Source organism: Pseudomonas sp. MF4836, from assembly GCF_002018875.1.
In the GTDB taxonomy this organism is placed as follows: Bacteria; Pseudomonadota; Gammaproteobacteria; order Pseudomonadales; family Pseudomonadaceae; genus Aquipseudomonas.
Map to the genome: position 1 here is coordinate 1 of NZ_MVOL01000033.1, position 13928 is coordinate 13928.

Sequence of the window (13928 nt, forward strand, 5' to 3'; positions counted from 1 at the left end):
GCCGGGGAGGGTGGGCAATATCCGCTTTTTGCAGACCTGTATCCGCTTTGTGCAAGGGCCGTTCGGCCCCGGGGGCGGGGATGGCTTCAGGCCTTGCCGGCGCGCAGTTCGTCAATCATGCGCAAGCAGTGGCTAAGCCCCGGCGAGACGTCGGCGACCCGGCGGCTGAGGATGATCGGCGAGGTGGCGTTGCTTTCCAGCAGGGGGCTGAAGCCGATGTCGTCGCGGTGCAGCACCTGGACCGAGGCCGGCACCAGGGTGATGCCGATCCCGGCGCCGACCAAGCCGATGGCGGTCTGCAATTCGTTGGTCCATTGGGCAATGCGCACCGTCAGGCCGTGGGAGCTGAAGAGTGCAATCACATGGTCGGCGTAGCTCGGGCGCGGATTGCCGGGGTACAGCACAAAAGGCTCGTCGGCCAACTGGCTGAGGCTCACCGGCTGGCCGAGCAACGGGTGCCCGGCAGGCAGGGCGGCCACCAGCCGGTCTTCGGTCAGCACCCGCTGGACGATGGCCGGATCGTCGATACGGATCCGGCCGAAGCCGACATCGATGCGCCCGGCCTTGAGGGCTTCGACCTGTTGCAGGGTGGTCATTTCCGACAGGCCCAGCTCCAGTTCCAGGGTCTCGTCGCTGCGCAGGCGACGGATCAGTTGCGGCAGGACGCCATACAGGGTCGAAGGCGCAAAGCCGATGCCGAGCCAGGTTTTTTGCCCGAGGCCGATGCGCCGCGTGTTGTCGCAGACCTTGCCCAGCTGTTCGAGCAGCACGCTGGAGTGCTCATAGAAAAACCGTCCGGCCTCGGTCAGCCGCAGCGGCCGGCCGCGTTCGAGCAGCAGCACCCCCAGTTCCTCTTCCAGTTGCTGGATCTGCCGGCTCAGCGGCGGCTGGGCGATGTGCAGGCGCTCGGCGGCCTTGGTGAAGTTCAGGGTCTGACCCAACACCTGGAAGTAACGCAGATGACGCAGCTCCATACCGCCTCCGAGGAAAATCTTGAATACCTTTAAGGTATCGAACCAGACCAATTCTATATTGGAACCCCAGAAAAAGCCGTACCAGAATCGGCTGCATAACTTCAAGAACCTGACGGGTATGGAAATGCTTTCTTCTGCCATTGAATCGATCGAGACAATCATCGTCGATCTGCCGACTATTCGTCCGCACAAGCTGGCGATGCACACCATGCAGAACCAGACCCTGGTGCTGATCCGCCTGCGTTGCGCCGACGGCATCGAAGGCATTGGTGAATCCACCACCATCGGCGGCCTGGCCTACGGCAACGAAAGCCCGGACAGCATCAAGACCAATATCGATCGTTTCTTCACCCCGTTGCTGGTCGGCCAGGACAGCAGCAACGTCAACGCTGCCATGTTGCGCCTGGAGCGCAGCATCCGTGGCAACACCTTCGCCAAATCCGGTATTGAAACCGCCTTGCTCGACGCCCAGGGCAAGCGCCTCGGGCTGCCGGTCAGCGAGTTGCTCGGTGGCCGGGTGCGCGACGCCTTGCCGGTGGCCTGGACCCTGGCCAGCGGCGACACCGCCAAGGACATCGCCGAAGCGGAAAAAATGCTCGACCTGCGCCGCCACCGCATCTTCAAGCTGAAGATCGGCGCCGGTGAAGTCGACCGCGACCTGGCCCACGTGATCGCCATCAAGAAAGCCCTGGGCGACCGTGCCAGCGTGCGGGTCGACGTCAACCAGGCCTGGGATGAAGCGGTCGCGGTGCGCGCCTGCCGGATCCTCGGCAACAACGGCATCGACCTGATCGAACAACCCATCTCGCGCAACAACCGCACAGGCATGGTCCGCCTCAACGCCATCAGCCCGGCACCGATCATGGCCGATGAATCCATCGAATGCGTGGAAGACGCCTTCAACCTGGCCCGCGAAGGCGCGGCGTCGGTGTTTGCCCTGAAGATCGCCAAAAACGGCGGCCCTCGTGCGGTCCTGCGCACGGCGGCCATTGCCGAGGCGGCGGGCATCGGCCTGTATGGCGGCACCATGCTTGAAGGCGGGATCGGCACCCTGGCCTCGGCCCATGCCTTCCTGACCCTGAGCAAACTGAGCTGGGACACCGAGCTGTTCGGCCCGCTGCTGCTGACCGAAGACATTCTCAGCGAGCCACCGGTGTACCGCGATTTCCAGCTGCATGTATCGAACGCGCCGGGCCTGGGCCTGAGCCTGGACGAAGAGCGCCTGGCGTTCTTCCGCCGCGATAAAACCTCCACCCTTCATACTGCCTGAGGAGAGCGCCATGCTATTCCACGTCAAAATGACCGTGAACCTTCCGCTCGACATGAACCCCGAACGCGCCGCGCAGCTCAAGGCCGACGAAAAGGCCCTGGCCCAGCGCCTGCAGGATCAGGGCAAGTGGCGCCACCTGTGGCGCATTGCCGGCCTGTATGCCAACTACAGCGTGTTCGATGTCGACAGCGTGCAGGAACTGCACGATCTACTGATGCAACTGCCGCTGTATCCGTACATGGCTATCGAAGTCAACGCCATGTGCAGGCATCCTTCGTCCATCCGTGAGGACGATCGCTGAGTCGCTGGTCAGTCTGAGAACCACTCTAATAAATACAAGATGAGGAACAATCATGAACGTCAGAATTTCCCACACTGCCGATGCCCAGAAGTTTCTTGAAGAAGCCAGCGGCCAGTTCACCGAAGGCGGCAACCCACGGGCCAAGGCGCTGATCTACCGGATCCTGCGCGACTCGGTGAACATCATCGAAGACCTGGACGTGACCCCGGAAGAGTTCTGGAAGGCCGTCAACTACCTCAACGTCCTGGGCGCACGCCAGGAAGCCGGGCTGCTGGCCGCAGGCCTGGGCCTGGAACACTACCTGGACCTACTGATGGACGCCGCCGACGAACAGGCCGGCAAAAGCGGTGGCACCCCGCGCACCATCGAAGGCCCGCTGTATGTGGCCGGCGCGCCCCTGACCCAGGGCGAAGCGCGGCTTGACGACGGCGTCGACCCGGGCGTGGTGCTGTTCATGCGCGGCCAGGTCAAGAACACCGCTGGCGAACCGCTGGCCGGCGCCATTGTCGATGTCTGGCATGCCAACACCGGCGGCACCTATTCCTACTTCGATGACAGCCAATCGGAATTCAACCTGCGCCGGCGCATCGTCACCGACGCCGAAGGCCGCTATCGCTTCCGCAGCATCGTGCCGTCGGGTTACGGTTGCCCGCCGGACGGTCCAACCCAGCAACTGCTCGACCAACTGGGCCGCCATGGCCAGCGTCCGGCGCATATTCACTTCTTTATCTCGGCCGATGACCATCGCCATTTGACCACCCAGATCAACCTGGATGGCGATGAATACCTGCACGACGACTTCGCCTATGCCACTCGCGACGAGCTGATCGCCCAGATCACCTTCAGCGAAGACCAGGCGCGGGCCAAGGCCCTGGGCGTCAGCGGGCGCTTTGCCGAAATCGAGTTCGACTTCACCCTGCAGTCCTCGGCCCAGCCGGACGAGCAGCAGCGCATGGAGCGAGTACGCGCCCTGGAGGATTGATAAAGGGTGTGCTGATGTTTCCAAACCACGGGATGACCTAGCGGCTGTCCCGTGGTTTTTGGCATTGTGGCAAGCGTTGCGTGATGGGCCAGCGGTGGCGATCGATCACCGTCCGATAATAACAATCAGAGTGACCGGGTTATGGAAACGCATCTGTTGAGTGAGCGCAGTAGGGTGTTTGTGCACGCCGATCCCTATGCGGTATCCGGCTATGTGAACCAGCACGTGGGCAACCATTGCATCCGCCTGCCCAAGTCCGGCAGCCCCCAGGCCAGCCTCAATCACCGCCAGTTCGCCAGCCTCGACCTGTGCAGCATCAGCTACGGCGGCAGCGTCCGCGTGACCTCGCCGGCGCTGGAAACCATCTACCACCTGCAAGTGCTGCTGCGCGGCCATTTCCTGTGGCGTGGCCATCGCCAGGAACATTACTTCGCCCCCGGGGAGTTGCTGCTGATCAACCCCGATGATCCGGTGGACCTGACGTATTCCGACGATTGCGAAAAATTCATCATCAAGATGCCCACCCGCCTGCTCGAATCGGTATGCCAGGAACAGCGCTGGCTGTATCCGGGGCAGGGCGTGCGCTTCCTGGAAAACCGCTACCAGCTGCATGAGCTGGAGGGCTTCATCCACCTGTTGAGCATGGTCTGCCGTGAAGCCGAGGCTGCCGAGCGCATGCCCAGGGTGCAGGAGCACTATGCGCAGATCGTGGTGAGCAAGATGCTCAGCCTGATGAAAACCAATGTCCGGCGCGCAGGGCTGGGTTCGTCTTCGGCGACCTTTGAGCTGATTGCCGATTACATCGAGAACAACCTCAAGCAAGACATCGGCTGCGAAGAACTGGCGCAGCAGGCGCAGATGAGCCTGCGTTCGCTGTACGGCCTGTTCGAACGCAACGCCCGGACCACGCCCAAACACTACATCCGCCAGAAGAAACTGGAACGGGTCAACGCCTGCCTCAGCGACCCCAGCTGCAACGTGCGCAACGTCACCGAACTGGCGATGGATTTCGGCTTTCTGCACCTGGGGCGCTTCTCCGAAAACTACCGCAAGCAATTCGGCGAACTGCCTTCCGATACCCTCAAGCGCCGGCATTGATCCGCCTGGCGATGCCTTCCCCTGAATAACGCGGCGCCCTTGCCGGCCTGCGTAGCTTCGTGCCTCGGCGGCGGCTACAGACTGGTGTAGCCGCCGCCGCAGGCTCGGGCCGCGTTCGGACGCTGGTCCTCAACAACGCCGGTGATCCAGCTGAATAACGCGGCGCCCTTGCCGGCCAGCGCAGCCTCGCGCCTCGGCAGCGGCTACAGGGATTTGCACAAAACGGATAGTGGTCTGCAGCCAGTGGATATTGCGTCCACCCCCCGCGTCCTAGGATGAGCCTGCCTGAATAAAAACAATGGAGGCGGCGGCCATGTCCCTGCGACCCGAATACCTTCACTCCCTGCTTGAAGAAGATAAAGAGCAGGGCGTCTACCGCTGCAAGCGGGAGATGTTCACCGACCCTCGTCTGTTCGATCTGGAGATGCAGCACATCTTCGAAGGCAACTGGCTGTACCTCGCCCACGAGAGCCAGATTCCCAACAACAACGATTACTACACCACCACCATGGGCCGCCAATCGATCTTCATCGCGCGCAACAAGGAGGGGGTGCTCAACGCCTTTATCAACGCCTGCAGTCATCGCGGCGCGATGCTGTGTCGGCACAAGACCGGCAACAAATCCTCCTACACCTGCCCGTTCCACGGCTGGACCTTCAACAACTCCGGCAAGCTGCTCAAGGTCAAGGACCCGGCTGCCGCGGGCTACCCCTCGAGTTTCAACTGCGAAGGCTCCCATGACCTGACCAAGGTCGCGCGTTTCGAGTCCTACCGCGGCTTCCTGTTCGGCAGCCTCAAGGCCGACGTGCTGCCCCTGGTGGAGCACCTGGGGGAGTCGGCAAAGATCATCGACATGATCGTCGACCAGTCCGCCGACGGCCTGGAAGTGCTGCGCGGCTCCTCGAGCTACATCTACGAAGGCAACTGGAAACTCACCGCTGAAAACGGCGCCGACGGCTACCACGTCAGCTCGGTGCACTGGAACTACGCCGCCACCCAGAACCAGCGCAAGCAGCGCGAGGCCGGCGAAGACATCCGCACCATGAGCGCCGGCAGCTGGGCCAAGCAGGGCGGCGGTTTCTACTCCTTCGACAAGGGCCACATGCTGCTTTGGACCCGCTGGTCCAACCCCGAGGATCGCCCGCTGTACGAGCGCCGTGACGAGCTGGCCCAGGACTTCGGCCAGGCCCGTGCCGACTGGATGATCGAGAACTCGCGCAACCTGTGCCTGTACCCCAACGTCTACCTGATGGACCAGTTCAGCTCGCAGATCCGCATCGCCCGGCCGATCTCCGTGGACCGCACCGAAATCACCATCTACTGCATCGCGCCCAAGGGTGAAAGCGACCACGCCCGCTCCAGTCGGATTCGCCAGTACGAAGACTTCTTCAATGTCAGCGGCATGGCCACCCCCGATGACCTCGAAGAATTCCGCTCCTGCCAGATGGGCTACCAGGGCAGCACCACGGCCTGGAACGATATGTCCCGGGGTGCCGAACACTGGGTCGAAGGCCCGGACGCGGCGGCGCAAGAGATCGACCTCAAGCCCATCCTCAGCGGCGTGCGCACCGAAGACGAAGGCCTGTTCGTGATGCAGCACAAGTACTGGCAGGAAACCATGCTCCGCGCCCTGGCGGCCGACGAGTCGCGCAAGATCGCCGTGGAGGCCGTGCAATGAGCATTTCCTATGAGGCCGTGCGCGACTTCCTGTACCGCGAAGCCCGTTACCTGGACGACAAGGACTGGGACAGCTGGCTGGAACTCTATGCCGCCGACGCCACCTTCTGGATGCCGTCCTGGGACGACAACGACCAACTCACCGAAGACCCGCAGCGGGAAATCTCGCTGATCTGGTACGGCAACCGCTGCGGCCTCGAAGACCGCGTGTTCCGGATCAAGACCGAGCGCTCCAGCGCGAGCATTCCCGACACCCGCACCTCGCACAACCTGAGCAATATCGAGCTGCTGGAGCAGGGCGACGGCCTGTGCCGCGTGCGCTTCAACTGGCACACCCTGAGCTTTCGCTACAAGACCGTGGACAGCTACTTCGGCAGCAGTTTCTACACCCTGGATGTGCGCGGCGACCACCCGCTGATCCTGGCCAAGAAGGTCATCCTGAAGAACGATTACGTTCGTCAGGTCGTCGATTTCTACCACCTCTGAGGCGACTGCCATGACTCATCAAATCGCACTCAACTTCGAAGACGGGGTGACCCGCTTCGTCGCCGCCAACGCCGGGGAAACCGTGGCCGACGCAGCTTATCGGCAAGGCATCAACATCCCCCTGGATTGCCGCGACGGCGCCTGCGGCACCTGCAAATGCTTCGCCGAGGCCGGGCGCTACGACCTGGGCGAGGACTACATCGATGACGCCTTGACCGCGGACGAAGCCGAGCAGGGTTTTGTCCTCACCTGCCAGATGCGCGCCTTGAGCGATTGCGTGGTGCGGGTGCCGGCCTCGTCCCAGGTGTGTCGCGCTGCCCAGGCGACCTTTACCGCCAGCATCAGCGCGGTGCGCCAGCTGTCCGACAGCACCATTGCCCTGTCGATCAAGGGCGAGGCCTTGAGCAAGCTGGCGTTCCTCCCGGGGCAGTACGTGAACCTTGCGGTGCCCGGCAGCGAGCAGAGCCGGGCCTATTCCTTCAGCTCCCTGCAGCGTGATGGCGAGGTCAGCTTTCTGATTCGCAACGTGCCCGGCGGGTTGATGAGCAGCTTCCTTACCGGGCGGGCCTTGGCCGGCGACAGCATGAGCCTGGCCGGCCCTCTGGGCAGTTTCTATCTGCGCGACATCCGCCGGCCGTTGCTGCTGCTGGCGGGCGGCACCGGCCTTGCGCCCTTTACCGCGATGCTGGAGAAAATCGCCGAACAGGGCAGCGAGTACCCGCTGCACCTGATCTACGGCGTGACCAACGACTTCGACCTGGTGGAGCTGGACCGCCTGCAGGCCCTGGCCGCGCGCATCCCCAACTTCAGTTTCAGCGCCTGCGTGGCCAACCCCGAGCGCCGGCACCCGCTCAAGGGCTACGTGACCCAGCACATCGAGCCCCAGCACCTGAACAACGGCGATGTCGACGTATACCTCTGCGGCCCGCCGCCGATGGTCGAGGCGGTGAGCCAGTTCATTCGCGAGCAGGGCATCGCCCCGGCGAATTTCTACTACGAAAAGTTCGCCGCCAGCGCGGCCTGAGCTTCGCGGGCGTTGCCGGCGTGGGCAGTTGGCCCGCGCCGCCGCCCGTCATTGACAGGAGGTTGCTATGCACCGATTTCACGAAAAAATCGCCCTGGTCACCGGCGCCGCCCAGGGCATCGGTCGCCGTGTGGCCGAACGCCTGGCCGCAGAGGGCGCACGGCTGATCCTGGTGGACCGCTCCGAGCTGGTGTTTGAACTGCAGGCCGAGCTGGCGCCCGAGCATCAAGTGCTGGCCCTGACCGCCGACCTTGAGCAGTACAGCGAATGCGAGCGGGTGATGGCCTCGGCGGTCGAGCGCTTCGGGCGCCTCGATGTGCTGGTCAACAATGTGGGCGGCACCATTTGGGCCAAGCCCTTCGAACACTACGAGCCGGCGCAGATCGAGGCCGAAGTCCGGCGCTCGCTGTTCCCGACTCTGTGGTGCTGCCATGCCGCGCTGCCGTACATGCTGGCGCAGGGCAGCGGCGCCATCGTCAACGTCTCGTCCATCGCCACCCGCAGCATCAACCGCGTGCCCTATGGCGCGGCCAAGGGTGGGGTAAATGCGCTCACCGCCTGCCTGGCGTTTGAAACCGCCGGCCGCGGGGTGCGGGTCAACGCCACGGCCCCGGGCGGCACCGAAGCGCCGCCGCGGCGCATCCCGCGCAACAGCGCCGAGCAGAGCGCCGAGGAGAAAATCTGGTACCAGCAGATCGTCGACCAGACCGTCGACAGCACCCTGATGAAACGCTACGGCACCATCGACGAGCAGGCGGCGGCGATCCTGTTCCTGGCCTCGGACGAGGCGTCCTACATCACTGGCATGGTCATGCCGGTAGGCGGTGGCGACCAGGGCTGACCCTCGACTGCCGCACAGACTTTCGCTTTCTAAAAAAACAACAACAAGAGTCAGATGCCATGCGAAAAATAGACAGCAATCAATTGATCGACGAGGCGCGTTTCAACGCCTTCCACTGGCGCGTGCTGTTCTGGTGCGCGCTGATCATCATCTTCGACGGCTACGATCTGGTGATCTACGGCGTGGTGCTGCCGGTGCTGATGCAAGAGTGGGGATTGAGCCCCTTGCAGGCTGGGGCCCTGGGCAGCTATGCGCTGTTCGGCATGATGTTCGGCGCGCTGTTTTTCGGCTCGTTATCCGACCGTATCGGGCGCAAGAAGGTGATTGCGATCTGCGTGATCCTGTTCAGCGGCTTCACCGTGCTTAATGGGTTTGCCAGCACCCCGACCCAGTTCGGCATCTGCCGCTTTATCGCCGGCCTGGGCATCGGCGGGGTGATGCCCAATGTGGTGGCGCTGATGAGTGAATACGCGCCGAAGAAAATGCGCAGCACCCTGGTGGCGATCATGTTCAGCGGCTACTCGGTGGGCGGCATGCTGTCGGCTGGGCTGGGCATCGTACTGTTGCCGAATTTCGGCTGGCAGTCGGTGTTTTACGTGGCGGTGATTCCGTTGCTGTTGCTGCCGTTGATCCTCAAGTTCTTGCCGGAGTCGGTGGGTTTCATGCTGCGCCAGGGCCGTGAGGACGAAGCGCGCCAGGTGCTGCAACGCATCGAGCCAAGCTTTGTGCCGCAAGCCGGCGACGTGTTCAGCAAGGCGGCGCTCAAGGCCGACGGGGCGCCGGTGGTGCAGCTGTTTCGTGATGGCCGGGCCTTGAGCACGCTGATGCTGTGGGTGGCGTTTTTCTGCTGCCTGCTGATGGTCTACGCGCTCAATTCCTGGTTGCCCAAGTTGATGGCCAGCGCCGGCTATGGCCTGGGGTCGAGCCTGATGTTCCTGCTGGTGCTGAACTTCGGCGCGATCTTCGGGGCAGTGGGCGGTGGCTGGATCGGCGACCGGCTGAAACTGCAAAAGGTGCTAGTGGCGTTTTTCGTGGTGGCCGCGCTGTCCATCAGCCTGCTGGGCTTCAAGAGCCCGACCGGGTTGCTGTACGGCTTGATCGCCATCGCCGGAGCCACCACTATCGGCACCCAGATCCTGGCCTATGCCTGTGTCGCCCAGTTCTACCCCATGGCCATTCGCTCCACCGGCCTGGGCTGGGCCTCGGGAGTGGGGCGCAGCGGGGCGATTGTCGGGCCGATCCTGGGCGGCGCTCTGGTCGCCATCGAGCTGCCGCTGCACTACAACTTCATGGCCTTTGCGATTCCGGGAGCGGTCGCGGCCCTGGCCATGTGCTTTGTCTACCCGCGCCAGGCCAGGCCCGCGCCGGTGGCTGCCGCCGGTGCGCCGTCGCTCTAGAATCTGCGGGCGAAGGAGCGCCCGCGTTGTTTTCCCCAGGTGTTGGAGCCTGCATGAATAAGCTGCTCAAGGATTTCTCGTTGTCGGCGGCGGTGGCCGGGTTTATCGCCACCCTGATTTCCTATGCCGGGCCGTTGGTGATCGTGTTCCAGGCGGCCACGGCCGCCGGGCTGCCCCAGGAGGTGCTGTCGTCGTGGATCTGGGCGATCTCCATCGGCAGCGGTGTGCTCGGCATTGTCCTCAGCCTGCGCTTCAAGGTGCCGGTGATCATCGCCTGGTCGGCCCCCGGCTCGGCGCTGCTGGTGGGCCTGTTGCCCGGCATCAGCCTGAATGAAGCCGTGGGCGCCTACCTGGTGGCCAGCGCGCTGATCCTGCTGGTGGGGCTGTGCGGCATTTTCGACAAGATCATCGGCCGGCTGCCGGCGGCGATTTCGGCGGCGATGCTGGCCGGGATCCTGTTCAGCTTCGGCACCCAGTTATTCCGCTCGATGGCCGACAAGCCGCTGCTGGTGGGGGCGATGTTTGGCACCTACCTGCTGTTCAAGCGGGTATGGCCGCGTTATGCGGTGCTGGCGGTGTTGCTGGTGGGCTGCGTGATCTCCCTGGGCTCGGGCGAGATCAATCAGTCGGCGCTGGTCGTTGGTCTGGCCACGCCCCATTGGATCAGCCCGGCCTTCAGCTGGAGTGCGGTATTCAACGTGGCCTTGCCGCTGGTGGTGGTGGCGCTGACCGGGCAGTTCGTGCCGGGCATCGCCGTGCTGCGCAACGACGGTTACACCACCCCGGCCAGCCCGATCATCGCCAGCAGTGGCCTGGCCAGCCTGTTGCTGGCACCGTTCGGTTGCCACGGCCTGACCCTGGCGGCAATCACCGCCGCCATCTGCACCGGCCGTGAATCCCATGAAGACCCGGGCAAACGCTATATGGCCGGGGTCATGGGCGGGGTCTTCTATTTGCTGCTGGGGGTGTTCGGCGCGACCCTGGTGTCGCTGTTCAGCGCCTTCCCCCGGGCGTTGATCGCGGCCCTGGCCGGCCTTGCGCTGTTCGCCGCGATTGGTGGGGCGCTGAGCGGGGCGATGGCGGTGCCCAGGGACCGCGAGGCGGCGCTGATCACCTTTCTGGTCACCGCGTCGGGCATGTCCTTGTTCGGCTTGTCGGCGGCGTTCTGGGGCCTGATCTTCGGCCTGGCTGCCCACGCCGTGCTGACCCTGCGCCGGCCGCGTGCGGTCCCGCCCGGCACGGCGCCGGTTCAGACCCGGAACTGATTCACCAGGCCCATCTGCTGCGTCGCCAACCCGTTGAGCCGGGTGCTGACCTGGGCCGATTCGTCGGCCTGGGCGCTGAGGGTCTCGGTGACCTGGCGGATCGCGGCCACATTGCGGTTGACCTCTTCGGCGACCACGCTCTGCTCCTCGGCGGCGCTGGCGATCTGCAGGTTCATGTCGCTGATCACCAGCACCGCCTGGCTGATGCGCTGCAACGCCGCCACCGCATCCTGCACCTGGCTGGCACTGTCCTGGGCCTGGCTGTGGCTGCTGTGCATCGACGCCACCAGGGCCTGGGTGCTGCCCTGGATCTGTTCGATGACCCCGCGAATCTGCTCGATGGAATCCTGGGTGCGCCGTGCCAGGTTGCGCACCTCATCGGCCACCACGGCAAAGCCGCGCCCGCTTTCCCCGGCCCGGGCGGCTTCGATGGCGGCGTTCAGCGCCAGCAGGTTGGTCTGCTCGGCGATGCTGCGGATCACTTCCAGCACCTGGCCAATCTGCTCGCTGTTGGCGGCCAGAGTCTGTACCTGGCCCATGGCCTGGCCGACATCGGCGGCCAGATGCTCGATGGCCCGGGTGCTGTGGGCGATGATCTGCAAGCCATCCTGGGTCGACTGGTCGGCCCCCCTGGCGGCCTGGGCGGCGCTGGCCGCGCTGTGTGCCACCTCCTGGGCGGTGGCGCTCATTTCATTGGAGGCGGTGGCCACCTGGTCAATCTCGCGGAACTGGGTCTGCATGCCCTGGCTGGTGAGGCGGGCAATGTTCGACGACTGATCGGCGGTGCCCCGGGCTTCGGTGATGCTCAGCTTGATGTCGCGAATCAGCGGTTGCAGCGTGTCGAGAAAACGGTTGAAGCCTTGCACCAGTTGCCCCAGCTCATCCTGGCGGCTGTAGCTCAGGCGCTGGGTCAGGTCGCCGTCGCCACTGGCGATGCCTTGCAGCATGGCCGCCACCTGCTTGATCGGCCGCGTGGCGCTGCTGGCGCACAGGGCCATCAGCAGCAGGCCGAGGGCGGCGGCCACGACGGTGACCAGCAGGGTCTTGAGAGTATTGTCGCGCTGGGCGCTTTCCAGCAGCCGTTGCAGGCTCAGGGCGTCGGCCAGTTGCACCTGTTTCGGCAGGTCGATCACCACGGCCCAGGGGCTGGCGTCGGCGATCGGCTGCACCGGAAACAGCGCGCGGATCGACGGGCCCTGGTCCAGGGTCTGCGCCTGATTGCTGCGCAGTTGTTGCAGCAGGGCCTCGCCAGGGGCGCCGAGGGCTTGCTGCACCTTGCTGCCGAGCTTGTCCGGCGCAGCGCTGGCCCCGGCCAACACGCCACTGCTGGAGAGGATCAGCATCTCGCCGGCGCCGTCGAACAGCTCGCGGCGCGCATCGACGGCGGCGGCTTGCAGGGTGTCGAGGGCGATGTCGACGCCGACCACGCCGAGCACCTGGCCGTTCACCATCAGCGGCTGGGAAATGGAGGTCATGACCAGGGTCTTGCCGCTGACCGAGTCGGCGTAGGGCTCCAGCAGGCAGGTCTTGCCGGTGTTTTTCGGGCAGCTGTAGAAGGCGTTGTAAGGCGCGCCGCTGAGGCCCGGTGCGGCGTTGTTGATGTCCTGCTCGGCGACCACGATGTTCTGCCCGCTGCCGCCCGAGCGGTTCCAGTAACTGGCGAAGCGTCCCTGTTCGTTGGCGCCGTGGGCCGTGTCGCCGGCAAACTCGGCATCGCGCCCGTCCAGGCCGTTGGGCTCCATGACCAGCCACACCCCGAGCAGTTTTTCATTGTGCTCGAAGGCTGTGCGCAGGCCCTGGTTGACCTCGGTACGCAGGTCCTCGGGGCTCAAGGCGTGGCTGCCGAGCAGACCCCGCAGTTGCAGGAACTGATCGTTGAGGCCGTTGACCACCCGCAGGCTCTCGGAAAAATTGCGTTGCACCAACTGGGCCTTTTCCGCGGCCTTGGCCTGCAACAGGTTCTGCACCCCGCGGGTCAGCATCTGGCTACTGGCATCCTTGACCAGCTGATTGGTCGCCGCGCCCTGATAGAGGTTCATGCCCACCACCAGCGCAATCACACTCAACAGGCAGACCCCCGACAGCAGGACGATTTTCAGGCGGATGGTCAGGCGCTGGAACATACAGAGGCACTCGCAGACGGGGAGAGGGTGAGCCCCGCAGCAAGCCCTGTGCCAGTTGATGGCAGATGGCCAAGGCCTTGGTTTTTCAAGGCCTGTGTCCGGATTGATGCAAAACCTCAGACCGCCACCTGTCGCAATTTGCGAAAGCCCTGAGACAGCCTCCGCTGCACTGGGTTGCCTTGAAAACGCTGGAGCCAGAGCGCAGGTGCACGGTGTTCATGCCGGCCAGCGCAGCCTGGCGGCGGCGACCACGGCTCGCAGAAAATGAATCATTTCCGATACAACACTTACCCAATCTTTACTTATAAACCGTGCTCAAACCGCTAACCATGCTGTCTGAAGTGCCAGGAAAGTTTCTTTCTTTTCGATAATGAGAGTGAGCACATGATGGTTAAGCGAATGACCCAGGCGGCGGCGCTGATTGCGCTGTTGTCGTCCTTGTCCGGCTGCTGGATGTTCTTCCCGCCGGGTGGCGGTGGGGGTGGCGGTG

General features: G+C 64.1%; 12 protein-coding genes and 1 pseudogene. 10 read left to right on the plus strand and 3 right to left on the minus strand.

Features of this window, described 5'->3' with window-relative positions:
• Positions 1-86: 86 nt before the first annotated feature.
• The gene (locus MF4836_RS34475) at positions 87-974 is read right to left on the minus strand and encodes a LysR family transcriptional regulator (RefSeq protein ID WP_078474144.1); all 888 of its coding nucleotides are present in this window, start codon (positions 972-974) and stop codon (positions 87-89) included.
• Positions 975-1098: 124 nt separating this feature from the next.
• On the opposite strand from MF4836_RS34475, the gene MF4836_RS34480 reads away from it, so the two are divergent.
• The 10 genes from MF4836_RS34480 (at position 1099) to MF4836_RS34525 (ending at position 11315) form a co-directional block, all read left to right on the plus strand.
• Complete coding sequence (locus MF4836_RS34480) at positions 1099-2244, plus strand: muconate cycloisomerase family protein (protein ID WP_161955782.1); 1146 nt, start codon at positions 1099-1101, stop codon at positions 2242-2244.
• A gap of 10 nt (positions 2245-2254) precedes the next feature.
• Positions 2255-2545 carry a muconolactone Delta-isomerase gene (catC, locus tag MF4836_RS34485; RefSeq protein ID WP_078474146.1) on the plus strand — a complete coding sequence of 97 codons (291 nt, stop codon included), beginning with the start codon at positions 2255-2257 and terminating at the stop codon, positions 2543-2545.
• A 52-nt stretch (positions 2546-2597) separates the two neighbouring features.
• The gene (gene catA / locus MF4836_RS34490) at positions 2598-3527 is read left to right on the plus strand and encodes a catechol 1,2-dioxygenase (protein ID WP_078474147.1); all 930 of its coding nucleotides are present in this window, start codon (positions 2598-2600) and stop codon (positions 3525-3527) included.
• A gap of 141 nt (positions 3528-3668) precedes the next feature.
• A complete protein-coding gene (locus tag MF4836_RS34495) occupies positions 3669-4625 on the plus strand; it encodes an AraC family transcriptional regulator (protein WP_078474148.1) in 957 nt (318 codons plus the stop codon).
• A 313-nt stretch (positions 4626-4938) separates the two neighbouring features.
• Positions 4939-6303, plus strand: coding sequence for a benzoate 1,2-dioxygenase large subunit (benA, locus tag MF4836_RS34500; RefSeq protein ID WP_078474149.1), 1365 nt, complete (start codon positions 4939-4941; stop codon positions 6301-6303).
• Positions 6300-6788 (plus strand): benzoate 1,2-dioxygenase small subunit, encoded by a 489-nt coding sequence (gene benB / locus MF4836_RS34505; protein ID WP_078474150.1) that lies wholly within the window; start codon positions 6300-6302, stop codon positions 6786-6788. The genes benA and benB overlap by 4 nt, the downstream gene beginning before the upstream one ends.
• Before the next feature lie 10 nt (positions 6789-6798).
• Positions 6799-7812, plus strand: a complete 1014-nt coding sequence (gene benC / locus MF4836_RS34510) for a benzoate 1,2-dioxygenase electron transfer component BenC (RefSeq protein ID WP_078474151.1) — start codon at positions 6799-6801, stop codon at positions 7810-7812.
• A gap of 67 nt (positions 7813-7879) precedes the next feature.
• A complete protein-coding gene (locus MF4836_RS34515; protein ID WP_078474152.1) occupies positions 7880-8653 on the plus strand; it encodes a 1,6-dihydroxycyclohexa-2,4-diene-1-carboxylate dehydrogenase in 774 nt (257 codons plus the stop codon).
• 59 nt (positions 8654-8712) lie between these two features.
• Positions 8713-10050, plus strand: a complete 1338-nt coding sequence (locus MF4836_RS34520) for an aromatic acid/H+ symport family MFS transporter (RefSeq protein WP_078474153.1) — start codon at positions 8713-8715, stop codon at positions 10048-10050.
• 53 nt (positions 10051-10103) lie between these two features.
• Complete coding sequence (locus MF4836_RS34525) at positions 10104-11315, plus strand: benzoate/H(+) symporter BenE family transporter (protein WP_078474154.1); 1212 nt, start codon at positions 10104-10106, stop codon at positions 11313-11315.
• On the opposite strand, the gene MF4836_RS36320 is transcribed toward MF4836_RS34525, so the two are convergent.
• Both MF4836_RS36320 and MF4836_RS36325 read right to left on the minus strand, forming a co-directional pair.
• Entirely contained in the window at positions 11300-12055 is a 756-nt protein-coding gene (locus tag MF4836_RS36320; protein WP_443217484.1) for a methyl-accepting chemotaxis protein, read from the minus strand. The genes MF4836_RS34525 and MF4836_RS36320 overlap by 16 nt on opposite strands.
• Positions 12056-12157: 102 nt before the next feature.
• Positions 12158-13438 (minus strand): annotated as a pseudogene (locus MF4836_RS36325) (PDC sensor domain-containing protein); the annotation flags it as partial.
• Positions 13439-13928 lie beyond the last annotated feature (490 nt).

What these genes read in the sequence shown, in the direction of transcription:
- benC (WP_078474151.1), top strand. Translation starts at nt 6,799, where the DNA reads ATGACTCATCAAATCGCACTCAACTTCGAAGACGGGGTGACCCGCTTC.
- MF4836_RS36320 (WP_443217484.1), bottom strand. Translation starts at nt 12,055, where the DNA reads ATGCAGACCCAGTTCCGCGAGATTGACCAGGTGGCCACCGCCTCCAAT.
- MF4836_RS34520 (WP_078474153.1), top strand. Translation starts at nt 8,713, where the DNA reads ATGCGAAAAATAGACAGCAATCAATTGATCGACGAGGCGCGTTTCAAC.
- catC (WP_078474146.1), top strand. Translation starts at nt 2,255, where the DNA reads ATGCTATTCCACGTCAAAATGACCGTGAACCTTCCGCTCGACATGAAC.
- MF4836_RS34475 (WP_078474144.1), bottom strand. Translation starts at nt 974, where the DNA reads ATGGAGCTGCGTCATCTGCGTTACTTCCAGGTGTTGGGTCAGACCCTG.
- MF4836_RS34495 (WP_078474148.1), top strand. Translation starts at nt 3,669, where the DNA reads ATGGAAACGCATCTGTTGAGTGAGCGCAGTAGGGTGTTTGTGCACGCC.
- benB (WP_078474150.1), top strand. Translation starts at nt 6,300, where the DNA reads ATGAGCATTTCCTATGAGGCCGTGCGCGACTTCCTGTACCGCGAAGCC.
- catA (WP_078474147.1), top strand. Translation starts at nt 2,598, where the DNA reads ATGAACGTCAGAATTTCCCACACTGCCGATGCCCAGAAGTTTCTTGAA.
- MF4836_RS34480 (WP_161955782.1), top strand. Translation starts at nt 1,099, where the DNA reads ATGCTTTCTTCTGCCATTGAATCGATCGAGACAATCATCGTCGATCTG.
- MF4836_RS34515 (WP_078474152.1), top strand. Translation starts at nt 7,880, where the DNA reads ATGCACCGATTTCACGAAAAAATCGCCCTGGTCACCGGCGCCGCCCAG.
- benA (WP_078474149.1), top strand. Translation starts at nt 4,939, where the DNA reads ATGTCCCTGCGACCCGAATACCTTCACTCCCTGCTTGAAGAAGATAAA.
- MF4836_RS34525 (WP_078474154.1), top strand. Translation starts at nt 10,104, where the DNA reads ATGAATAAGCTGCTCAAGGATTTCTCGTTGTCGGCGGCGGTGGCCGGG.